The following is a 23,798-nucleotide window of genomic DNA, read 5'->3' on the forward strand; positions in this document are numbered from 1 at the left end:
AATTATGAGTAAAATATCACGAAGGTCATTTTTTAAGGCATCATTAACAACAGCATCTGCTCTAGCCTTGTCTCGAACAAAGGCATTTCCTTATGAAGCGGCAAAGAAAAATGAAAAACTAAAGTACGATGCAAAAGGACTACCCACCATAGTATTAGGGAAAACAGGGGTTGTTGTGCCTCGATTAGCATTCGGACTGGGAAGCCGTTTCTGTAATAATAAAAATGAAGACGAAGCAATCGCTCTATTGCAGAAAGCCTTGGATGAGGGTCTATATTACTGGGACACAGCAAGTGATTACAGCAGCAGCGATGGAAAAGTTATCAGTGAAGAAAGAGTTGGTCGGGTTTTAAAAAATCAAAGGAGTAGAGTATTTCTGTCAACGAAGGTTCTTCCAAGAGATTCCAATGAAGCATTAAGAAGTATAGAACTCAGTCTGAAGAGATTACAAACCGATCACGTGGATGTTTTGAATATACATGCCGTGAGCACTCTTGAGGACAATAAAAATATCCTTAAGAAAGGAGGCATACTTGATATTTTGTATCGGATGAAAGAAGAAAAAGTGACTCGTTTTATTGGTTTTTCAGGTCATGCTGACCCGTTAGCATTGACTGATTTGATCGAAAAAGGGAATTTTGACTGTATGATAGTAGCAATGAATCATTACCCCAAAGGTCCGGATACAACTACTATCAGAATAGAACAGGTTGTTCCGAAAGCCAAAGAGAAGGGCATGGGGGCTCTCCTTATGAAAATAATACGCCCGCTAGATACCATTGATGGTATAAACCTAAATGCAGAAAGTCTGATACGCTACGCCCTCTCATTAGAGAATGTAGACGGTATCACAGTAGGAATGGACAATATGAGAGTATTGGAGTCAAATCTAAAGACACTTAGAGAATTTACTCCTATGAACGCCCAGGAAAAACAGGAAGTAACTCTTGCGCTAACTCCTTTTTTTAATCATGAGAATTTGCCCTGGATGAACGAAGGGTATCGTGATGGTAACTGGATGTAGAACTGATTCTATTTAGATATGAAACCTATTTTGATGTATCCCTTGTTCTTATTATTTTTATTCTTTCAAATCGGAATTATGAATGCCGAGGAATCATTATCATGCGACAATGATTCCAAGTCTATTTGTGTAAAACCCGAAGATTTTGAAGGTCGTAACACCTCTGAGAAAATATCGAATGCTCTTGATTTTTTAAAAAAATGTGATGGCGGGATCATCCTGTTTAAGGATAATTCATTATACCTGATCTCTGAATCAATCTGCCTCCCTTCCAATACAAAAATGATCATTGATGGTTGTAAAATTAAACTTACAGATCATGTGTTTGATAATATTATTCGTTCCGACAATTTCGAGATAGATGAAAATAATCCCAATGGATATGTAAAAAAACTACTACCTGCACAAAATATCCATATTGTAGGACTGAATGGAGCAATCGTAGAAGGAGCCGATTCTTTCTATGAAGGAATTAATCCCAAAACAGGTATAAAAGAACATTGGTTAGGGGATTTTTGGGGATGGCGAAATTTTTCCATATTATTTTCATACGTAGACGGTTTTGAAATCTCCGGATTGAAAGTAACCAAAACGCACAGTTGGGCTATCGTTATGACGAATGGATGTAAGAATGGTCATATTCATACAATTGATTTTAAAACTACTGTGAAAAATGGTGATGGTATAGATATCATACAGGGTGGCTCTAATATTCTGATTGAAAATATTACTGGTGAAACATCAGACGACACTATTGTATTTGGTGCTTTTGATGAGTCTAGATGGAGTAATGAGAAATATATCTTTCCTCTACTTCCTGTAAGATACTCAGATTATTCTTACGGTGCAGAACTGCATGATATTGTTTGTCGTAATGTTAATACATCGGGAAACCATCATGTGCTGATTATTCTTCCCTCAAGGACAAAGATATATAATATTTTCTGCTCTGACATTTCCGATAATCCGAAAGGTGGAAAAAGGAAGATAATACGTATCTACGGAAACGGACAATATGGGCAAGGGTTTAAGGCTGGAAATATGTATAATATTAACATGAATGATGTCCGTTCATATAAGGCCGATATTGCATTAGAGCTTCTTGCTCCCGTATATGATTCGCACTTCAATAAAATCGTTCAACTCAATCATACGGGATTGGATGTTAAAATGGACTCGACTTGTATAAACACGAAATTCACAAATATCCAGAAAACACAATCAGGAAAGTAAAATAGACATAACTCAATAATAATTAATCTGATAATTATTATTTTGTCTTGAAAAACTTTTACATGAATTATAATCACCTCAACTATCTATGAAATAAACAGCTGAGGTAATTCATGTATTTATGGAAAAAGCCGGAGAAAGTATGTTTCATATTTTACATACCTCTCCGGCGGAATAAAAAGAGAATTATCAAAAAACGGTGTTTATATTTTCATCTCCCAGCCTTTTTGGTATTTCCTACTCCAAAGTTTATTGGCTACATGATTATCAATAATATGTGCATTCTCAGGATTGGTTCTGAAAGTAGTTTTTGTGCGTTGGGAGATATTACCCAAATGGGCCAGGGTTGTGCTTATACATCCCACGCTGATATCGGCATTCAATGAAGTTCCTTTTCTGATGCCATCGAGCAGATTTGAGAAATGGAATGAATCGAGTTGCGCCGTTGGATTCATGGTATCGCCAGCCTTAAACGACATCTCACTAGTCATATCTTTCACCAGTTTATTTTTTAAATCATAAATCTTATAGGCATTTCCTCCACCTATAACCAATGTACCGGCCTCTCCATAAAAAGCACAGCCTACGGAAGAGTCTTCAATATTACGTCCGTTACAGCTACGGCCTTCCCATGTGATCAACTTGTTATTTCCATATTCAAGGTTTACTACCTGCGTATCCGGGAACTGCCAGTCATCGTTATACACATATCTCCCTCCGGAGGAATTCACATGCGTAGGATAAGTCAACTCCATCCCCCAACGGAGAATATCAAGAAAATGCACTCCGTTATTTCCGGCTTCACCGGTTCCCCAATCATAGAACCAATGCCAGTTATAGTGTAGATAATTGTCTTTATAATCGGATACCCTCGGTGCGGGTCCCTGCCATAACTCCCAGTCGAGCCAGTCGGGTATAGCGGTAACTTTACCAGCTCCTATAGAAGGCCTGTTGTTTACATACCATGCTTTACCGAAATAGACTTTGCCAATGGCTCCATCTTTTATCTCCTGTATCGCATTGATTATATTAGGCCACGACCTGCGCTGCATACCGGTTCCTGCAACAACATTGTATTTCTTTACTGCTTGCATCAATATCTCATCTTCGGCAGGATTATGACTGGTCGGTTTCTCAAGATAGATATGTTTTCCGGCTTTCATCGCCATCAGTGCGGCGGGGGCATGCCAATGCTCAGGCGTAGCGATGATAACGGCATCAAGATCTTTTTTCTCCAACAACCTACGAATATCCTTCTCCTCTGCCGGAGTATTACCCGCTATTTTTGTCACGTTGGCAATACATTTCTCCATAGCCCGTTTGTCTACATCGCAGACGTAAGCTATTTCGCAACCGTACTCTTTTGCAAATCCACCGGCCAACGCATTACCACGCGCGTTCACACCGATAGCACCCATCTTAATCCTATCGTTAGCACCTACGATATTATTATAACTTTTTGCACTAAAACCCGGCAATACACCCCCTACAGATACTGCCGCAGTTCCGATTGCAACATTTTTGATAAATTCTCTCCTTGTAGTCATAGCTTTTATAGTTTATGGAAATACAAATTTACAGAATATAATCCTGTATGGCTTTCCATTTCCGACCGAATATCATCAAAAAACGCAAGACATAACCGATTATACAACAAAAATGAGATTGACCTTCTTACACCCGGCACTTTTATCAAATCCCATAGGGGGAATTCTCTCGAATCCCCCCTATGTTTTCATATTTTCACTATCTTTACATTCTCCATTTCACATAAAAAGACATGAAAAAAGCGACAACGATAGAGGAACAGATTGCAATCATACAGAGTAGAGGGATTGAACTCGACTGGGGAGAAGAAAAAGCGAAAGAAATATTAAGTGACATTGGTTATTTTAGATTTGGCTTTTATTGCTTTCCTTTTGAGAAAGATTATCCCAACAAGAAAAATAGAACTCATCAGTACAAAAAAGAGACAAAGTTTTCTGATATTGTTAGGCTTTACTACCTGAATGTTGATCTGAGAAATATTCTTTTAAAATACACGGCCAGGATAGAAATCAATGTCCGTACATCGATAATTTATTCTGTATCTAATAAATTTATTGATTCTCCTACTTGGTTTGCAGATCCTAAAGTGATGCATCAAGATTATGTGAGTTCATTTGAAAAAGAAATTTATAATGGACTGAGGAATAACTATCAGGTGATAAAAGATCATCATAGAAATCATATTAATGATCGTTATGCACCGGCTTGGAAAACTATTGAATTTTTATCGTTTGGTGCAGTTCGAAAGCTATATTCAGAAATTAAGGATTTTGGTGTAAAAACTGCAATTGCTAATATTTATGGGATTACCGGTTCATCAACATTTGAGAACTATATTAAAACCATTATTGTTATACGAAATTTATGTGCTCATTCAAACGTATTATTTGACAAAGATCTTCCTTTATCCATTTCTCGAGGTCCGGCCTTATTTATTGATAACACAAACAAGCACAAGCTGTATTCATCAATTAAAATAGTAGCGTATTTTCTTGGTAGAATATCGGAATCTCGAAAAGTAGAAATGATGAAAGAAATTCATAGTTTATTTGAAAATCATAAAAAATATCCTATGATTAGGGAGATTATTGAAAATAATATTGGATATCGTTTTTCATAGCTGTTGATCTTTCTCAAGCAGTTCCTCACCATGGCCATTTTGATGCTTTTGAAGCACCGAAATATAAAGATATTCTTAATTTGATTGTAAAATATTTTTTTAGAATAGATTTTATTGCTACTTTTGCAAGTACAAATAGTGCCCTTACAATTTTATCATTGTAATATGCACTTTAAAAGTAAAAAATAAACCCAAGCACGTCATACGGCGCTTGGGTTTTTCTAAATAAAAGGAAAGTGATATGAAATGTTCAAATTCCGAGATAAATCTATTCTTTCATAAATGTTATTGAATGGTACGGAATAAATTGACCGAACTCCTGATTTTGACCTTCATCACCTTTACTTGTTTTCCACGGCAGAATGACATTGGTAAGAGTATGGATTGGGGATATTGCTTTAGAGAAGGTCATTACCGAAGTTTTGCCGAAGTTGGCTCTTTCTAGAAGAACGCTGTTTTTGAATTAATTACGCATTGCCGTTGTACCGGACGGCAGTACCGTATAATTTTGGGTAACCACCCGCATTTATGTCGACTTGGTATTTTATCACCGTATTCTTAAATGCTTCTTATAGATATAAAAAGGGAAGAGGCCGAGTATGGAATCACACTTAATAACATCTTTCACCATACTGCTTCCTGAATTCTATGACAATAACACAAATTATTTCCTAGAAATGGAAAGCCATTGGAAACAATGTTGAACAAGAAAGTGTCATTTCCTGTTGGCAGGGTGGAATATATGGCAGTTCGCCCCTGTGTTTTCAATGAATTTCTCCTTGCTACGGGTGAGACACAGTTGGAAAAATCCTTACACAACTGTCATATTCCCGATGCTTTACATATCAAGACAATGAATTTATTCAACACCTTCACTCTGATTAGTGGTATGCCGGAAGTAGTGGACGATTACGCAGAAAATAAGGATTTTGTCGGATTGAATGCTATTTACGAAAGTTTGTTGACAAGTTTCCGTGATGATATCGAGAAATATTGCAGTATGATAATAAGGTCATTCTTGTTGAAGTAAAATCAGGGCATAATACCAAACTCCATTCCTTACATTTGTTTATGGACGAGACTCCTCACGATATTGCCGTGAAAGTCTGGTCCCAACCTTTTTCAATCGATAAAGTTATGACAAAGAACAACAAAAATTCAAATTGATCAATTTACCATTTTATTATATTGGCGTGCTCAAAAAAATATTGCAAACAGAATTAGGGTAAGTTATTATTCGATTAAATATCTAACCAAAAGGGGTAACTCCTTTTTTCAAAATTATATTTCCATATTTTGCAGTTTCGCCTGTAATGACCACAGCATAAGCCGATTTTGTCCGTTCGTAGAAGGCAAAACGGTCAATCCGTTCTATGGGTGCCGCATCGGGATTGGTGATACGGATACTTTCCAGATATGCTTTTTCCACATTGGGATCGAGTGTGTCTCCTTCCACGGCATCCATCATTACCAATAGATGTGGCACATAAGCATCCAATTCAAACAGGGGGAGGATGGCAGCCAATAAGTCGGGAATACGGAGTCCATCGGCTCTCAATACTCTTCCATTAAATGATTCTCCGGGAAAATACGCGTCGGCGAGAACAATTTCGTCGCCATGTCCCATACGTGCCAAAACAGACAGTAACTCGGGACTGATCAGAGGTGAAATTCCTTTTAGCATATATATTTGATTTTTATGAACGGATAATTTGTATGCAAAATAAAAAAGCGGCATCTTATCAAAGATAACCGCTATTCCAATGTGACCCCGGAGGGGCTCGAACCCTCGACCCATTGATTAAGAGTCAATTGCTCTACCAACTGAGCTACGGAGTCATTTTTGGGAGGACAAAGGTAGGTATTTTTTTTTAAAAAAGGAACAAATGCGTCAAATTTGTTCCTTTTTTTATTCTACAATCAACCAAGATATTAGAGGTTGGATAATTCTGATCCGGCTTTGAATTTAGCTGTTTTTTTCGCCGGAATATTGATTGATTTTTTAGTACGGGGATTGATACCTTTCCTGGCACTTCTTTCAGAAACAGAGAATGTCCCGAATCCTACCAATACTACTTTACCACCACCTTTTACTTCCGCAGAAATAGTTTCAAGGGTAGCATCCAACGCTTTTTTGGCGTCCACTTTGCTAAGGCCGGATTTATCGGCAATAGCGCTAATTAGTTCTGATTTGTTCATAAGAAAACGTAAATAAAGAATTAAACATACATTAAGTCAAGGCTGAGCCTCATTTTGCCGTCAAATATAAGCGATAAATCGAAAACAATCAAGAAAAAAGATAAAAAGTATTTGTTTTTGGTAAAAAAAATCCTTTTATGAGGCAAAAATCCGCATTCTCAACGAAATAATACGTATTTTTGCGCTCCAACAATGAATTATAAAAATGGATAATACAAGAAATAGCTTTGCCGGGGTATTGCCCACGGTGACAAAAAATATTCTCATAATAAACGGAATCATCTGGCTGGCGCAGTTCGTCCTGCTCAGAAGAGCTGATATCGACCTGACACAACAGTTCGGATTGCATTTTGTTGCTTCCGATCATTTCCGTATCTACCAGCTTGTGACATATATGTTCTTGCACGATCCTTACTCTTTCTCCCACGTCTTTTTTAATATGTTTGCCGTTTTTATGTTCGGCCGGACACTCGAGCAGGTATGGGGATCAAAGCGTTTTCTTACCTACTACCTGGTCACCGGTATCGGTGCGGGATTAATACAGATGCTTGTCCTCTTTTTAAGAGTACAGGCAGAGGTGCCGGTGGAGATGTATCCGATGGTGAACAGCGTTACTGTAGGAGCCTCGGGAGCTGTTTTTGGTGTACTGTTGGCATTCGGCATGTTATTCCCCAATTCCCAGTTATTTATCATCCCCTTTCCCTTTCCCATCAAAGCAAAGTGGTTTGTTATAGGGTACGGCCTGCTGGAATTGTTCTTCGGTGTTGCCAACCGTACTGGCGACAATGTGGCGCACTTTGCCCATCTGGGGGGAATGCTCTTTGGAATTTTCATGATTTTATATTGGAAAAAAAAGGACCGGAAATATGGCAGATTTTATTGAAAGATTGAAGCAGAGGTATAAGACAGGCAACGTAATGACGAGGCTTATCTTTATCAACGTATTCGTTTTTATTATATTAAAGATTATCAATGTCATTTTTACGCTGTTCAATATTTATGCTGTCGACCTCATCACTTTCCTTGGCGTTCCATCCCATATTCCATTATTACTGAATAGAATATGGACGCCCATCACTTATATGTTCGTGCATGAAGGATTTCTTCACCTGCTCTTCAACATGCTCTGGCTTTATTGGTTCGGACAGATTTTCATGCAGTATTTTACAGGGAGGACACTCGGCAGCCTCTACGTTTTAGGAGGACTGGCCGGAGCAATACTCTACATAATTGCTTTTAATACCATCCCATATTATACGGGAATGGAGAGAGGATGGATGATTGGGGCATCGGCCGCAGTAATGGCCATAGTGATGGGTGCTGCTTTTTATCGCCCCGATGTGCAGCTGAATCTTCTGTTTTTAGGCCCGATAAAAATTGTCTATATTGCCATCTTTGCTTTCGTGCTCGACTTCCTTTCATTGGGAAATCCCATGAATCCCGGCGGACATGTGGCACATATAGGCGGAGCATTGTTAGGTTATTTTTTCGCTATCCAATATAAGAAAGGAAAAGATATTACCCACTGGATGGGTGGGGCAATCGATTGGTTTTTCGGCTTGTTCAAACCGCGCAGATATACATCGAAAATGAAGGTCAAGCATGCCCGTCACGAAACTGATTGGGAATATAACCAACGTAAGCATACAGAACAGGACGAGATTGATGCCATTCTGGATAAGTTGAAACAATCGGGGTACAGCAATTTATCATCAGAAGAAAAAAGGAAACTTTTTGATGCGAGCAAAAAATAAAAAAACAAGATTAAGAGACATGATTAAATGGGTCATCTTCGCGACCAACGTTGTGGCCATTATTCTGCTTTTTTGCTCATTTCTCTCATGGAGCGTCTCTCCTTTAAAAACCAACCTGTTTTCATACATAGGGTTGGGATTTGGGTTTATCCTGCTTGCTAACATCGGTTATCTGGTTTTCTGGATAGTTTTTTCTAAATGGAGACTCGCTTTAATTTCTTTATTGGCCATCCTTTTTTGTTATAAACCCGTAACTACATTCTTCCCGATACACTTTATCAGCAAAAAGGAACCGGAAAAGAGTATCAAAGTACTGACCTATAATGTGCAGGGATTTCCGCATGAAAGAAATAAAGATGCGTCGGAACATCCCATACTCGATTATATCGCCGAGACCGATGCAGATATTGTCTGCCTGCAGGAATACTTCGTCAGTAAAACAGGACAGTCTCTTTTTTCTCAACGCGATGTAAACAAAATTCTTGATCAATATCCCTATCGGTCAATTACAGGTTTGGAATCTTCGGGAAAATATCATACCTTCGGACTGGCATGTTTCTCGAAATATCCGATTGAGGATACGCATGAAGTGGTATTCGATTCCTCCTACAACGGGGCAGCAGTGTATACTATCAATATTGATGGGAAAAAATATACGGTAGCCAATGTTCATCTGGAATCGAACAATATCAAGGCTGAAGATAAAAAGCTATATAGCGATTTCCTTCAGAACGTAGACTCGGTACGGCTCGAGCAAGTGACGAGTAATATCCGTAACCGGTTGGGAAGAGCCTACCGGATACGGGCGCAACAGGTTGAGAAAGTGAGACAGTATACCGACAGGCAGGATACCGGGGGTATTATCATCTGTGGCGATTTCAACGATACTCCCCTATCATACGCCTATTACAGGATGAAGAAAGGATTGAAGGATGCTTATGTCTCTACCGCTTTCGGACCGGGTATCACCTATCACGAAGATCTCTTTCTTTTCCGCATCGACCATATCATGCACAGCGACAATATAAAAGCCTATCGGGCGCGAAGGGATAAAGTGAAATACTCGGATCATTACCCACTCAGGGCTTTTTTAAAAGTGGAAATCTGCGAGTAAGTGAGAGCAAAGTAAGTTTACTTAACTTTGCCGAACGACAGCAGATTGCACAAAGTGAAAGGTGATAAAGTGGAAAGGTGGAAAGGTGATTAGGTGCCTAAGTGGATAGGTGAAAAGTGAAAAAAGGTGAAAAGGGATCTAAACGAAAAATTAAAAATGAGTAGTGAAGAATGATGCCAGAGTCAAGCTTCTCAACTTCTTAACTTCTCAACTTCAGACTTCTAGCTTCTAATTTCTAACAAATCAGCTAATCAGTAAATCAGCAAATCAACCAACATGTACAAGATAAGTAAACAGTTTTCTTTTTCGGCGGCACACTCCCTTTTTGGGTTGTCCGACGATCACCCTTGCAGTCGCCTGCATGGGCATAATTACGTGGTGACCGTCCATCTTCGGTCGAAAGAATTGAATAAACAGGGATTTGTCCGTGATTATACCGAATTGAAAATGGTAAAAGAGTATATCGACACACAATTAGATCACAGGAATCTCAATGATATTCTTTCACCGCTCAATTCGTCCGCCGAGAATCTGGCAAAAATGTTATACGACGTATTCAAACCCCGGATTCAGGAACTTTACGCCGTAGAAGTAAGTGAGACCCCCAAAACATCAGCGATCTATGAACCTGAATGTGAATGAAATATTCTACTCTCTCCAGGGCGAAGGCGGGCGCTCGGGACAACCTTCCATTTTTATCCGGTTGGCTAAATGCAACCTGACATGCAGTTTCTGTGATACCGATTTCGAAAGAGGCGTGAAAATGACAACAGATGAAGTGCTGCGTGAAATTGAACCATACAGATGCAAATGGATTATCTGGACTGGGGGTGAACCTACTCTACAACTCAATGATGCTATAGTATCCCTCTTTAAGGGGAAAGGATACCTGCAGGCCATTGAAACCAACGGTACAAGGAGGGTTCCCCGAGGTATCGACTATATAACCTGTAGCCCGAAGCAACATTTTGAGAAAGTCAGGGAATTAATTCCGGAAGTGGACGAATTGCGGTTTCCCATCCAGAAAGGAGATCCCGTACCGGATGCTACTATCCTCCCTAAAGCAAAGCATTATTTTCTAAGTCCTATTTTCGACAATCAGCAAATCATTCCTGAGAATATAGATTATTGTGTTTCGCTCGTTAAGGAAAATCCAATGTGGGCATTGAGCCTCCAGATACATAAACTTATCGGTATCCGTTAATATGAACAAATTCCAGGTAACCATATTGGGTTGCGGTTCTGCCATACCCACTACCATGCACCATCCACCTTCGCAATTAGTGGATGTGAACGAAAAACTGTTCATGATCGATTGTGGGGAGGGAACACAACTCCAGATGAGGAAATTCAAGGCACGGATAAGTAAACTTCACAGCCTGTTCATTTCCCACCTACACGGCGATCATATTTTTGGATTACCCGGATTACTCTCCACGCTCAGCATGTTGGGGAGAACAGCCGATCTGCATATCTACGCACACAAAGAAATCAACTTATTGATAAAACCGTTTTTGATTTATATGGGAAAACACATGTCATTCAAGATAAAAGTGTTCCCTTTAAATCCTGAACGGCAGGAATTGCTTTTCGAAAATAAGTCTATCAGAGTATTCTCTTTCCCGTTAAAACACCGCATTGCCACCAATGGATTTCTTTTTGAGGAAAAAGAATCACCCCGGCATATTGTCCGCGAGATGATCGATTTTTACCAGATTCCCCTGAAACAAATTCCTGAGATTAAAGAGGGTGCCGACCTCGTCACACCTGACGGCTCCGTGATCCGTAATGAAATACTCACTGCACAAGGTAATCCTCCACGTAAATATGCTTACTGCTCCGATACGGCCTATGCACCCGAGATCGTCCCCTATATAAAAAACGTAGATCTGCTGTATCATGAAGCCACCTTTGCCGAGAGCGAACTGGTACGCGCGGGCGAAACTTACCACTCAACAGCACGTCAGGCGGCAGAAATTGCAAGGGCAGCCAATGCGAAGCAATTGGTAATCGGACATTATTCTTCCCGCTACAGTGAATTGGAAGTCCTTTTAAAAGAAGCCGTCGCTGTATTCCCGAACACCGAACTCGCTACGGAAGGGAAGATTTTCAAAATATAGTGATTTTTTTAATTTGTATTACAAAGTGCCAGTCCTTACTGTTACACAGATAAATAAATATCATACAAAACCAATAATCAGTAGGAAATCACATGAAGAATTTTATATTTGTATTATTAAGTTGTATCACATTTTTATTCAGCACCTGTTCGCAAGGAGACCTTATATCGGTGAAGGGATCGTTGCGCACGGCGGTGTGTGGGAAGGTCGCGACCTGTTTCCCCTCACCTACGACGGTCAGACCAAATGGTTTCTTTTTGTGAGTATCAATCCCGGCAGTCCAAACGGAGGTAGTGCCACGAACTGAAACTGGCACATAACGGCACGCATCTTATTCTCGCGAACCCGCCGGTTGAAGAGGTGGACAGCTTGGGTGGAGAGATGAAAACGACTGCTCCGGTCACTGTTAATAAATCATATACGATAGATAACCTCACAGATGGGAATATGGGTACTTTTGAGATCGAAATGGATATCGAAACAGGCAATACATCTGCTTTCAGCTTCGTACTAAGCAATAAGAAAGGCGAAAAGACTGTGTTCAGTTTCGATTTTGAAAAAGAAATATTTAGTGTTGGCAGGTCTCACAGCGGAATTATCGATTTTCACTATAAATTCGCGGATAGAATCAGCGAAGCACACCTTGAAAAGAAGAAAAGTTATCATATCAGGCTCTTTGTAGATAAGTCATCCACAGAGTGTTTCATTGATAATGGAGAACTGGTGCAGACTAACACGGTTTTTCCTTCCGAGCCCTATAATTCTCTCTCTTTCGAAAGCGAAGAAGAAACAACAATCAGTATCAACGTCTATCCGATTTTACTTGAAAAAATCTTGGTTTTTAGTTTTCAATTCTTGGTTTTTAGTTTTTCACTCTTAACTATAATCATATGAACAAAATAATAGTAGGTCTTGGAGAGATACTCTGGGATGTGTTCCCGGAACGGAAGGTATTAGGCGGTGCCCCGGCTAATTTTGCCTATCATGTATCACAGTTTGGATTTAACGGTTATGCACTCAGTGCTGTGGGAGATGATTTCTTAGGAAGGGAAATAATCAGTTCCCTGGAAGAAAAAAATCTCAATTATCTGATTGAAACGACCGATTATCCGACGGGAACCGTACAGGTAACTCTTAGCGGAGCCGGCATTCCACTGTATGAAATCTGTGAAAATGTAGCATGGGATAATATTCCGTTTACCAATCGCACCGGAAATCTGGCAAGAAGTACCGCTGCAGTCTGTTTCGGGTCTCTTGCCCAACGAAACAAAACATCGCGTGAAACGATAAGAAAATTCTTAAAAACCGTTCCGGCAGACTGTATAAAGATCTTCGACATCAATCTCCGCCAGCATTTTTACAGCAAAAGTATCATCGAAGAATCTTTGGAGATAGCCGACGTGTTAAAGATAAACGACGATGAAGTAAAGGTTATAGCTGATCTCTACGGTTGGAATAAAATGGATGAACAGGAAATATGCATTCAGCTACTCAAGAAGTTCACACTCGATATTGTCGTTCTGACCAGGGGGACTGACGGCAGTTTCGTATTCAATAGCGAAGGTACTTCCTATCAGCCCACACCTAAAGTGCATGTGGCCGATACGGTAGGTGCGGGAGATTCATTCACTGCGGCGTTTATAGCTGCATACATGAATGGCAAACTGCTCACGGAGGCGCACCAATTCGCCGTGGAAGTATCAGCATATGTATGTCAGCAACACGGAGCTATGCCTAAATTGGCCGATGCTCATATCGAAGCTTTTCGCTAAATAGCAGTTGCACTTTTACATATTTTTTCACTCCTCTTGACTTCTATTTTTTAATTATTCCAAAACCGGGAGGAGTTTCACATTTTTTCTCTAATTTTGTAATTGAGAGTTCAACTTTCAATAGGTCAATTCATACATCGCGGACTATCGCAATATATAGAAAGATCATACCGAACTATCAATAAAAGAAACGGGTGTTATGAAGAAATGCTATTTCCTCATTTTGATAATATGCCTTGTCTGTGGGGCCGGTTTTCCTCTGTATTCCCAGGAAGCACTATTTTCCCGGAAAGACTCCACTCGTCTCACAATAGAAAATCCAGAGAATATAAGAGAGTTGCAGCAACAAGCTGAACCGCAAAAAAAAGAAGAACCGCAAGACAAGACCAAAGTCAAACTAACCGGGAGCCAACTTGTCATTGAGGACCTCCCGGAAGATGGAGTACTCGAAATATACAACATCATGGGAGCAAAAGTATTTAACCGTCGCGTAAAGGCAGGTACCAACCAGTATATCTTATCCCTTCCGAAAGGCTATTACATCATAAAAATCGGGAAATTCACCCGGAAAATCGCTATCAGGTGAATTTCCACGATCGTTAAATCTCTCCATTTTACTACATTTATGTGCTTTTTTATATCTTTGCATAAGATAAGATGCGCCTCGGAAATCTTTTGAGAGTAAACTCTCACGATTTTTCTCGGCTTTCACTATCTTTGTGGGGTAAATTAATAATATAGGGCGTTTTAGGTTCAGTTTATTACTCTTTATTTTTAAAAACTTATAATCATTATGAAGATTGCTATTGTAGGTACCAGCGGAGCTGTAGGTCAGGAATTACTCCGCGTGCTGGATGAAAGAAATTTCCCGTTGGACGAACTGCTTTTATTCGGTTCGTCGAGAAGTGCCGGAACATCATATAATTTCAAAGGTAAACAGATCGAAGTAAAAGAATTGCAACACAACGACGATTTCAAGGATGTGGATATTGCATTCGTATCTGCCGGAGGAGGTACTTCGCTGGAATTTGCTGAGACCATTACCAAACATGGGACTATCATGATCGATAACTCCAGCGCATTCCGTATGGAAGATGATGTGCCTTTGGTCATTCCGGAAGTGAATGCGGAGGATGCGTTGAACCGCCCTCGCGGTATCATTGCCAATCCTAATTGTACCACTGCGCAATTGGTGGTAGCGTTGCAGGCAATTGAAAATATATCTCATATCAAAAGGGCACACGTAGCTACTTATCAGGCGGCTTCGGGAGCCGGTGCCGCTGCCATGCAGGAACTGGAAGATCAGTACAAGCAACTGACGAACGGTGAAAAACCGACCGTCTCCAAGTTCGCACATCAGTTGGCATACAATCTGATTCCACAGGTGGATATGTTTACCGATAACGGATATACAAAAGAGGAGTTGAAGATGTACAATGAAACACGCAAGATCATGCACTCCAATATTGAGGTCAGCGCAACTTGTGTGCGTGTGCCGGTGATGCGTACACATTCGGAAGCTATCTGGATCGAGACCGAACGTCCCATCTCTGTAGAAGAGGCACAGGAAGCATTCAGCAAAGCTGAAGGCGTTGAATTGATAGACAACCCGGCCAAGAAGGAATATCCGATGCCGTTGTATCTCTCCGGCAAGGATCCTGTCTATGTAGGCCGCATCCGTAAAGATCTTGCCAATGAAAACGGGTTGACTTTCTGGAGTGTTTCAGATCAGATCCGAAAGGGAGCCGCATTGAACGCCGTCCAGATTGCAGAATACCTCATCAGGAATAAGCAATAAACGTCCTTGCGGCAAAGCTGTCGGGCTACAATTGGAGATCAATTTCCCGGATATATGTCTTAAACCGGCTCTCCACTTGTATGTGTATTTTTTGCACTCCTTTTGATGGAACAACCGTGAAAATATGGTCGGTTTTGTTTGCCGTGATCCATGTCCTTCCGGGAACCGTATTGTCTCCTTTTATTCCGAAATATTCAAGCGCTACCGGATCATATACGCGGTTCCGCTCATCATAGCGGAGCATTGCCTTGAAAGTGTTGCCGTCGTCTTCGGAATAGGTAACCTTCCATTCCGTATCCCAATCCCATACGTTTACCAATAGTTCATCGGAAGGAGGCGCCAGTACGGCTCTTGCTTCTCCCGGTTTGAATATGGAAAACGGTGTTTCCGGATCCATATAATCACGGTATTCCCATTGGATATCCGTTCCGTTCACTTCAAATACTTTATACCCTAATCTTGTTCCGTCCAGACAAACAGGACCCTCCCAAAAGCCCCCGCATACAGCTCCCACATTGTGCTCAATAATCCCATTTCCGTTATCCATCACGGAATTATAATGGGTGTGTCCGCTGATAAGATGTACATCGGCGTAACCGTCCAGTAATTTATGCAGATCCGCACTATTGCCGTAGGTCGCCTGGTAGCGCGACATGGACGGGGCATGGAACATCACTACCAACGCTTTTTCTTTTGGGACGTAAGAAAGGTCTTTTTTCACCCAATCAAGCTGTTCCTGCGTGAAGTAAGTACTGTATTTTGTGTCGGGGCCGCCTTCAAATAAAATGTTATCCAATACGATATAGTGCACTTTTCCCCTGTTGAACGAATAATAGGTCGGTCCGTAATGCCGTATATAGGTGGAATCGGAGGTCTTATCGTTGAGGACGGTTGCACTGGCCGCTTTCAGGTGGTCGTGGTTCCCTATCGCATAATAAGCCGGCTGTTTCACGGCGCTGAAGTATTCCTTACTGGCATCGTGCATCTCCGGCGTATCGAAAACAATATCCCCGGCTACCATTAAATGGACCGGATCTATTCCCCCGCCAGTTATATTGGCCGTCATTTCCGACAGGATAGGCTTGAGCAGATCCAGTTCTTTCCTGTTCCGTACCTGCGGGTCTCCGACCGCTACAAAAAAGTGCCTGTTGTCCGGGACATTCATTTTGCTCAATGTGAACTCAATGTTTTTCCGGTCTTTTACCTTTTTGAGGTTTATCCAGAACATCGGCACGCTCTTCTCTACAGGTACGCTATATCCTGCCGGGGAAGAGATGTAAACATGTGTGGCGGAAGAATTATAAGGCAATGAAAATTTTCCGGTTTCATCCGTTTGTACCAGGTCTTTTCCGTCGGTAACCACTACTCCGGCAATACCTTGCCCGTTGGAACGCACATAACCTTCAGTCGGGAGAAGTACATTCTCTTCAACTTCTTTGCCGTTCTGTGCCTCCGGTTCATTTTGTCCACAGGCCAAAACAACCAATAAAATAAAAATGAAATGCAGCATAAAAATCAATAGTCTCATATAAAAATCACGATTTTACTTTTCATTCGATCTCCGGGAAATTAAATTATACAGGCCACAATAGATTATCCGATAAAAACGGAATAGGTCTCCGTTTTTATCGGACGGGTCCGGTTGTTTTCCTGTGAGTTAATAATTTGGATTATTACCCAGATCAGGATTGATTAAAATCTCGGAAGCCGGTATAGGCCATAAATAATGTTTTGCAGGGTCGAATACACGCTGGCTCAGGACCCTGTACCTGGATATATTCGCCATTCGGGAGAAGTCGGGGCACCCGTTCCCGTCAATTTCAGGTGTACCTCCAAAGAACCAGAGTCCGTCGGTTACCAGTTTCCGGCAATCGGCAACGGAAGTCGGCAATCCGTAATTGGACCTGTTCATGACCGTTTCAGCGATCCTCCAACGGATGATGTCGTCATAGCGGAGCGCTTCAAAAGCAAATTCCATACGGCGTTCGATACGTAATATACGTCTCAGTCCGGCCTGTCCGGTTTCCGTTATCCGGGGGTAGGTGGAAGAGGTATAATCTGTTTTATAGGCCCTTGCCCGGACTTTATTCATTACATCCAGTACGGACTGGTCTATATCGTTCAGCTCTATTTTTGCTTCGGCATAGATCAATAATACATCGGCATAACGCATGATCAGCTTATCATTATTGACATAAAAGTCATCGTTCCAGTCTTCATCGATCCCTTTGCGCAGCATCAGACCGTTATACGAAGCGTATTGATCGCCCGCTTTGGAGTCTTTGTTGGGAACCTGCCTGTTGAGCTCATAATTCCAACAGGTTGTGCTATCGGGATGAGGTGTATAATTATATCCGAAATAATTGGAGTTGAATTCCACGATTGTATAATTACAACGGGGATCACGGTTCAGGAACGGTTCATTCGGGTTGTACAATGGTGATTCGTCGATTGTTTTCCCATCCGTGCATAGAAATGAACAGAACAGATCCCACGAGGGTTGGGCGGTAGTGGATGGGGAAGTGACGTTCCTGCTTAGGTAGGGTCTCACGCCATTGGGTGGGATGGCCGATCCGAACTGATGATCCCGTGGTATACCGAAGACCGTTTCGATGGAATTCTTGGTTTTACTCCGGAATAATTCCCCGAAATCGGGATAAAGTTCATACACGCCGAGGTTGATACATTGCAGGGCGGCATCGCGCGCCGTCTCATAGTCTTTGAAAAACAGTGCGATACGCGCTTTCATCGCGTAAGCGGCGCCTTTTGTGGCACGTTTTGTTTCTGCTCCCGTATATTCGACGGGTAATTTCTCGGCCGCATAGTCGAAATCGTTGTAGATATGCTGCAATATCTCCATTTTATCGGTCCGTTTCACATGGTAAGCATCTTCCAGATCCATATTCACTTCGTAATATATTACATCGCCGAAGCGGCTTATCAGGCGGGAATACATGCATGCCCGGACAAAACGCGCATCTGCCATATAACGCTCATAATATTCATCCTTGATATTCTCTTTGGAACGATGTATATTTTCCAGGATCGTATTGGCTCTGCTTATGGCTTTGTATGAATAACTCCAGGTGTTTTTCACAAAGGTAGAGTTGTCGCCGTTGAGCGTACCGTTTGTAAACGGTACCAATGTAGTGCGGTTCATCCAGTCATCAGACGCTTCATCTAAAGACATGATCGCCGTCGTGCCCCAGTCGCATTTGAACATGGGCCAGAATTGGTGCAGGTATAAGGTGTTTAAGCTCATTTCGACCTGTGTCTCATCTGTGAACCACGTTTCGCCTGAAGCCTGGGAAAGCGGCTGTAGATCAAGGTCGTGGCATGAAATAAGCACAAGTCCCACGACCCCTGTTATCAGTGTATATAATTTTCTGAACTTCATATTTCTTTATTTATTGGTTTCAAAATGTGGCGTGTTGGTTTTAAAATTTTACAGAAGCACCGAACATGACGGATTTTGTAATGGGGTATCCCGTGGAACTGACTTCCGGATCCCATCCCTTCGGGAAATGGCTGACGGTGAAGAAATCCTGCAAGCTTGCATATAGTCTCAGGTTGGCGATTGTTGCCTTCTGTAACAGTTTCCGGGGGACGGTGTAACCCAACGTGATGTTTTTGATGCGGAAATAGGAACCGTCGATCAACCAGAAGTCGGATGCCGCGTAGTTGTTTGAGTTGGCATCGCGCATGATACGTGGATATTGTGCTTTTGCGTTTTGTTCGGCGGTGTTGTAATTGCTCCAGTATTTTCCGAGGATGATTTCAGGAACATTGTACCAGTCCCCGCGTACGGGTTGTACCATTTGTTCCGTCAGGATCGCGTCCCTTTTACCCACTCCCTGGAAAGCCAGCAGGAAGTCAAATCCCTTGTAATCCATGCCGATACTTCCTCCGTAATTGAACCGGGGGAGTGATGATCCGATTGTTACCCTGTCATATTCCGCAGAGATAATGCCGTCAGGCTCACCTTCCGGGCCACTGATATCCTTGTATCTTATATCTCCTGCCCCTACTATGGAAGAGGTCACAGCCTCCAATTCATCTCCTGTTTGATAGATACCGTCACTCAGGTATCCGTAATACGAGAGGTATTCTTCCCCTTCCATGATGACGGTCCAGTTCGAACTGTCGTAATCTCGGGTATCTTTCAGGTATCCCATAACTGACCGATAATCGTAGAGATTCAACCCGATATGGTATCCGAAATCGTTTATCCTGTCATTCCATGACAATTCGGTTTCCCATCCTTTTGTATTCATCGTCCCGATATTCTGGTACGGGTCCGAATATCCCATAAAATCGGGGATATCCACAGCAATCAGCATGTCTTTTGTCTTTTTCCAGTAATAATCACCCGAAATACGCAGGCGGCTGTCCAGTAAATAGAGGTCGAACCCTATATCGGTTGTGGTTGTCGTTTCCCATGTATTTTCCTTGATGGCGTACTGGTAAGCCGAAGCACCTTGTACTGAACTGGGTGTGTTGCCGATATAAAGCGTCGGGTTGTTAAAACTCAGGTACGATTGATAGGTGTAGTTCCCGATGCGTTCATCTCCCAATTGTCCCCATGATCCCCGGAGCTTTAACATCGAAATGGCCGGAACATTATTCTTCATAAAAGGTTCCTCACTCACGATCCAACCGGCCGATACCGAGGGGAATGTTCCCCAGCGATGGTCTTTATGAAAACGGGATGAACCGTCCCTGCGCAGATTGAACTGGAAATAGTACTTCATGTCCCAGTTGTACATGATCCTGCCGAAGAAAGAGCGGTAACTGTTTTCATAAGCGTCACCGTCATTCTTCATCAATGTACCGGGACCGGCCGTCAGGTAAGGATAATAAGGCAATGCATACTGGTCGCGTGAAGCCATGAGCGATTCATAAAAGTAATAATAGTCTTCGTAACCGACCATCGCATTGATATTATGTTTCCTTATGTTCTTTATGTAGTTGGAAAACAGTTGGGTATTATAGGAATGGTTGTCGTTCCGGTTTTCTTGCAGGTCCATGTTTGCCGTCCCGTCCATAGTCCCTGAAGGGATCTCTTCATCGGGACTTGTATAATACATTACTCTTTTTGTGAATTGCTTATTCTTCAGCATATTGAAGGTTGGGGCGAAGACCATGGTGAGCGAGAGGTCTTTTGTGGGGTTGACCGTAAGGCTGGCTTTGGCATTCGCCACGTAGTTATTGGCCGTTATTGTCCCCCCGTGGAGCATTTTTCCGTAAGGGTTCGTACCGTCTTTGCCTCCGGCCAACCGCCCGTCCGAATAGGTTGCGGCATAGACAGGGGCGGCATAACGCATCTGGAACGATGGGCTGTAAGCCGGGTTTACAGACGAGGTCTTTCTCATGTTGACATCTATTGATGCTTTGAGCCAGTTTTTTATCGTAATATCATTATTAACACGCAGGGACACTCGATCCCATGAGAGGTTTTCTTCAAACAATCCATCTACATTGTCATACCCCACACCTACTTTGGTTTGATGCCTCTCACTTCCGGCGGTAATCCCTATTTGATGGCTTTGCCGCGGGGCATAGTCCTTCAATATCAGTCCCACCCAATCGGTATTCGGGTACAGATCCGGATTTTGCTTGTTCAATGTCCAGTAATTATCGATAAGGTCTTTGTCGTAAATGCTGTATTCATTGACTTCGGGTACGGCGCCCGAACCGTTCCATTCGCGCTCGTTCACGACTTTCATGTACGTAACGGCATCGGCATAATCCGGCATGTCGGTCGCAAAGTCCATTGAATAGCTATAATTGTAATCGATGTCAATATCTTTTTTCGAACCCCGTTTCGTTGTGATGAGAATCACTCCCGAAGCCGCCCGTGCACCGTATATGGATGCCGATGCCGCATCTTTCAATACCGTCAGGTTCTCGATATCGTTGGGATGCACATCATTGATGCTTGATGTGGCAACCCCATCCACAATAACCAAAGGGGCATTGTCCCTCATGGAGGTGATTCCTCTTACCCGGATACTTCCTCCCGCTCCCGGAGCCGAACTTGATCTTGTTACGGTCACACCCGGCAAAACCCCTTGCAAAGCTGCGGATATCTGTGTTGTCTGACGGGCGGCTAACTCGGCACCATCCAAAGAAGATACGGCTCCTGTCAGGTCTTTTTTCCTTGCACTGCCATACCCGATCACCACTACTTCCTCAAGGGCCTGGTTGTCTTCCTTAAGGATGATCTTCAGTTCGTTTTTGTCATCTATCTTTGCCTCTTGCGTGACGAATCCTATGTAGGAAACTGTTAAGACGGCACTATCGGGAGCATCCAGTACGAATCGCCCGTCCATATCGGTAACGGTTCCCGTGGAAGTCCCCTTGATGACAATGCTTGCCCCGATAACCGATTCCCCATCCTCATCCGTTACTGTTCCCGACCGGCGTTTTGCAACTTCCGCCTGTTTTTGAGCAATTTGCGCCTCTCCCCTGATAATAGCGTATGTATTATCGGAAAATTTCCTATAGGTAAAACCAGTGGAGAGAAGGGTTTGAGATAAGGTTTGTTCCACATCCGCCTGTTGCAGTTCCAATACAGACACTTCCACGCCTTTAATTAAATTGTTATCGAAAGAGATATTCACTGAATACCGCTCCGATATTTTCTGGATACGTGTTATCAAACCTTCTTTCGGAAAAGTTAAGTCGTATTGTTGTGCAACGGTACGGACGGGAAACACGACCCATACGAGGAGCACTACTACCGGCCAGATGCCGGAATGAATACTTGTCCTGATCTTTTTTTTCATTGTCGTTTTCATTTAAAAATACCTATATATTATTATATCTTTGTTTATGAGTCTATTACCTGTCTGTTTACTCGTTTTTAAAAGGCATAGGAAGAACCTTTCCCTTTTTCAGAGGAAAAAATTTCAATTGCTAAAATCAAAGATGATTTGTTACCCTAAAGGGAGAACGGGAAGAGAATTAAAAAAACCTCATATAATTGTTCTAATCATATAAAATTACTTGTGAATGTGTGATGCGGTAGTTTACGCCGTACATCGCACTGATGATCTCCATTACCTGCCCGAGCGACGTTCCTTTTTCAAAGGAAGCGGTAAGCAACATTGTATGAAGCGCCGTTCCTTCTATCGTTACCTCTTTTCCAAAGTGTTGTTTTATCCTTAGTTTCAACTCGTCGGCATTCGCCTTGTTCAACACTAACCGGTCATCCATCCACCCGCAGGCGTCATTCCATTTCACGTCCGAAATATCCGCACTCCTATCGTCCAATTTATAATTCAGTTGCTTATTCGATGTGAGCGTACCGTATAATTGACCTGCGGAACCCACTTCCACTTTTCCGCTACGTACGGATACTACATTTTCGTGAAGGCTTTTATAGGCTTTTATATTAAAACTTGTCCCCCTTACAACCGTTTGCAAATCCCCGTGATATACGATAAATGGTCTTTCGGTATCCTTGGCCACCTCGAAAAAAGCTTCCCCTTCTTCCAACCATACTTCCCGTATACGACGATTAAATTGATCCTGAACGATATACAAGCTGGTCTCTTTATTCAGTTGTATATTGGAACCATCCGGCAAAGTAATTCTCATAACGGGCCTTTCCCCCGTTGTCTGATAATAGGTTTTGTCCGCCTGCGCCATAGTAACACCTGAATAGTCATCCGATAATCTTGGAACCATATACCATAAGCCGCCGATAATCAAAGCTAGCGCTACGGCGGCAGCGGCATATTTCGTAGACCGGCGGATAACAAGTTTCGGCCGGCGATCCCGTCCCCTATGTATTTGTTCAGTTATCTGCTTCCAGACTCTCTCTGTAGAGACATCCACTAGAGGATTATCCTGATCGACGGTATTCAGCATGCGCTGATCGGGGATCCACTCTTCGAGCATCTCGCGTTCCTTTTCACTCACGTCCCCTTGCCGGTAGCGCCGGATCAGATCCGTAACGTACATCAGACTACTGATTTTCTTCGTTTTTCCTTGCTTCATCATTATAACTTGTTCAATTACATCAGCAGTTTTCCCGCAATAGCATAATACCAATGAATTTATCTTCTGTTCATTTCTCTTATCCCTTCCGGTTCTTATCCCCTTCTATTAG

Annotated in this window: 22 protein-coding genes and 1 tRNA gene; 15 read left to right on the forward strand and 8 right to left on the reverse strand. The window is 42.1% G+C overall.

Going from position 1 to position 23,798, the window contains the following annotated elements:
- The first annotated feature begins 4 nt into the window (after positions 1–4).
- Together ABV001_RS05040 and ABV001_RS05045 are read left to right on the forward strand one after the other, a co-directional pair.
- On the forward strand, positions 5–1,024 hold the full coding sequence (locus ABV001_RS05040) for an aldo/keto reductase (RefSeq protein ID WP_352421798.1): 1,020 nt from the start codon (positions 5–7) through the stop codon (positions 1,022–1,024).
- A 78-nt stretch (positions 1,025–1,102) separates the two neighbouring features.
- Positions 1,103–2,257: a glycoside hydrolase family protein gene (locus ABV001_RS05045; protein WP_352421799.1), complete on the forward strand. Its 1,155-nt coding sequence runs from the start codon at positions 1,103–1,105 to the stop codon at positions 2,255–2,257.
- A gap of 203 nt (positions 2,258–2,460) precedes the next feature.
- Here ABV001_RS05045 and ABV001_RS05050 read toward each other — a convergent pair whose 3' ends face one another.
- Positions 2,461–3,804 carry a Gfo/Idh/MocA family oxidoreductase gene (locus tag ABV001_RS05050; RefSeq protein ID WP_352421800.1) on the reverse strand — a complete coding sequence of 448 codons (1,344 nt, stop codon included), beginning with the start codon at positions 3,802–3,804 and terminating at the stop codon, positions 2,461–2,463.
- A gap of 233 nt (positions 3,805–4,037) precedes the next feature.
- On the opposite strand from ABV001_RS05050, the gene ABV001_RS05055 reads away from it, so the two are divergent.
- Both ABV001_RS05055 and ABV001_RS05060 read left to right on the forward strand, forming a co-directional pair.
- Positions 4,038–4,925, forward strand: a complete 888-nt coding sequence (locus tag ABV001_RS05055; protein WP_352421801.1) for an Abi family protein — start codon at positions 4,038–4,040, stop codon at positions 4,923–4,925.
- Between the two features lie 697 nt (positions 4,926–5,622).
- The gene (locus ABV001_RS05060; protein ID WP_352421802.1) at positions 5,623–5,955 is read left to right on the forward strand and encodes an ATP-binding protein; all 333 of its coding nucleotides are present in this window, start codon (positions 5,623–5,625) and stop codon (positions 5,953–5,955) included.
- 219 nt (positions 5,956–6,174) lie between these two features.
- On the opposite strand, the gene fucU is transcribed toward ABV001_RS05060, so the two are convergent.
- From fucU to ABV001_RS05075, 3 genes are all read right to left on the reverse strand, one after another.
- Positions 6,175–6,609 carry an L-fucose mutarotase gene (gene fucU, locus ABV001_RS05065; protein ID WP_352421803.1) on the reverse strand — a complete coding sequence of 145 codons (435 nt, stop codon included), beginning with the start codon at positions 6,607–6,609 and terminating at the stop codon, positions 6,175–6,177.
- An 82-nt stretch (positions 6,610–6,691) separates the two neighbouring features.
- Positions 6,692–6,764: transfer RNA gene (locus ABV001_RS05070), tRNA-Lys, on the reverse strand.
- A 93-nt stretch (positions 6,765–6,857) separates the two neighbouring features.
- Positions 6,858–7,124, reverse strand: coding sequence for an HU family DNA-binding protein (locus ABV001_RS05075; protein ID WP_091904879.1), 267 nt, complete (start codon positions 7,122–7,124; stop codon positions 6,858–6,860).
- A 205-nt stretch (positions 7,125–7,329) separates the two neighbouring features.
- Here ABV001_RS05075 and ABV001_RS05080 point away from each other — a divergent pair, with 205 nt between their 5' ends.
- From ABV001_RS05080 to ABV001_RS05130, 11 genes are all read left to right on the forward strand, one after another.
- Positions 7,330–8,007, forward strand: coding sequence for a rhomboid family intramembrane serine protease (locus ABV001_RS05080; protein ID WP_352421804.1), 678 nt, complete (start codon positions 7,330–7,332; stop codon positions 8,005–8,007).
- Entirely contained in the window at positions 7,991–8,878 is an 888-nt protein-coding gene (locus tag ABV001_RS05085; RefSeq protein WP_352421805.1) for a rhomboid family intramembrane serine protease, read from the forward strand. The genes ABV001_RS05080 and ABV001_RS05085 overlap by 17 nt, the downstream gene beginning before the upstream one ends.
- Positions 8,879–8,897: 19 nt before the next feature.
- On the forward strand, positions 8,898–9,992 hold the full coding sequence (locus tag ABV001_RS05090) for an endonuclease/exonuclease/phosphatase family protein (RefSeq protein WP_352421806.1): 1,095 nt from the start codon (positions 8,898–8,900) through the stop codon (positions 9,990–9,992).
- A gap of 276 nt (positions 9,993–10,268) precedes the next feature.
- Entirely contained in the window at positions 10,269–10,634 is a 366-nt protein-coding gene (gene queD, locus ABV001_RS05095) for a 6-carboxytetrahydropterin synthase QueD (protein ID WP_323424811.1), read from the forward strand.
- Complete coding sequence (locus tag ABV001_RS05100) at positions 10,615–11,196, forward strand: 7-carboxy-7-deazaguanine synthase QueE (RefSeq protein ID WP_323424812.1); 582 nt, start codon at positions 10,615–10,617, stop codon at positions 11,194–11,196. Before queD ends, ABV001_RS05100 begins: the two co-directional genes overlap by 20 nt.
- A 1-nt stretch (position 11,197) precedes the next feature.
- On the forward strand, positions 11,198–12,112 hold the full coding sequence (locus ABV001_RS05105) for a ribonuclease Z (protein ID WP_352421807.1): 915 nt from the start codon (positions 11,198–11,200) through the stop codon (positions 12,110–12,112).
- A gap of 121 nt (positions 12,113–12,233) precedes the next feature.
- Entirely contained in the window at positions 12,234–12,419 is a 186-nt protein-coding gene (locus ABV001_RS05110) for a hypothetical protein (RefSeq protein WP_352421808.1), read from the forward strand.
- 74 nt (positions 12,420–12,493) lie between these two features.
- Positions 12,494–13,006 (forward strand): GH32 C-terminal domain-containing protein, encoded by a 513-nt coding sequence (locus ABV001_RS05115; protein WP_352421809.1) that lies wholly within the window; start codon positions 12,494–12,496, stop codon positions 13,004–13,006.
- On the forward strand, positions 13,003–13,884 hold the full coding sequence (locus ABV001_RS05120; protein WP_352421810.1) for a carbohydrate kinase family protein: 882 nt from the start codon (positions 13,003–13,005) through the stop codon (positions 13,882–13,884). The genes ABV001_RS05115 and ABV001_RS05120 overlap by 4 nt, the downstream gene beginning before the upstream one ends.
- A gap of 199 nt (positions 13,885–14,083) precedes the next feature.
- Positions 14,084–14,470 carry a T9SS type A sorting domain-containing protein gene (locus ABV001_RS05125; RefSeq protein ID WP_352421811.1) on the forward strand — a complete coding sequence of 129 codons (387 nt, stop codon included), beginning with the start codon at positions 14,084–14,086 and terminating at the stop codon, positions 14,468–14,470.
- 207 nt (positions 14,471–14,677) lie between these two features.
- Positions 14,678–15,682 (forward strand): aspartate-semialdehyde dehydrogenase, encoded by a 1,005-nt coding sequence (locus ABV001_RS05130; protein WP_352421812.1) that lies wholly within the window; start codon positions 14,678–14,680, stop codon positions 15,680–15,682.
- Between the two features lie 25 nt (positions 15,683–15,707).
- Here the strand turns inward: ABV001_RS05130 and ABV001_RS05135 are convergent, their stop codons facing one another.
- The 4 genes from ABV001_RS05135 to ABV001_RS05150 all read right to left on the reverse strand — a co-directional run bounded on the left by ABV001_RS05135 (position 15,708) and on the right by ABV001_RS05150 (position 23,689).
- A complete protein-coding gene (locus ABV001_RS05135; RefSeq protein WP_352421813.1) occupies positions 15,708–17,210 on the reverse strand; it encodes a calcineurin-like phosphoesterase C-terminal domain-containing protein in 1,503 nt (500 codons plus the stop codon).
- Positions 17,211–17,339: 129 nt separating this feature from the next.
- On the reverse strand, positions 17,340–19,079 hold the full coding sequence (locus tag ABV001_RS05140) for a RagB/SusD family nutrient uptake outer membrane protein (protein ID WP_352421814.1): 1,740 nt from the start codon (positions 19,077–19,079) through the stop codon (positions 17,340–17,342).
- A gap of 40 nt (positions 19,080–19,119) precedes the next feature.
- On the reverse strand, positions 19,120–22,470 hold the full coding sequence (locus tag ABV001_RS05145; protein WP_352421815.1) for a SusC/RagA family TonB-linked outer membrane protein: 3,351 nt from the start codon (positions 22,468–22,470) through the stop codon (positions 19,120–19,122).
- Between the two features lie 202 nt (positions 22,471–22,672).
- The gene (locus tag ABV001_RS05150) at positions 22,673–23,689 is read right to left on the reverse strand and encodes a FecR family protein (protein WP_352421816.1); all 1,017 of its coding nucleotides are present in this window, start codon (positions 23,687–23,689) and stop codon (positions 22,673–22,675) included.
- Positions 23,690–23,798: the final 109 nt, after the last annotated feature.

Source organism: Proteiniphilum sp. (assembly GCF_040307845.1).
Lineage (GTDB): Bacteria > Bacteroidota > Bacteroidia > Bacteroidales > Dysgonomonadaceae > Proteiniphilum.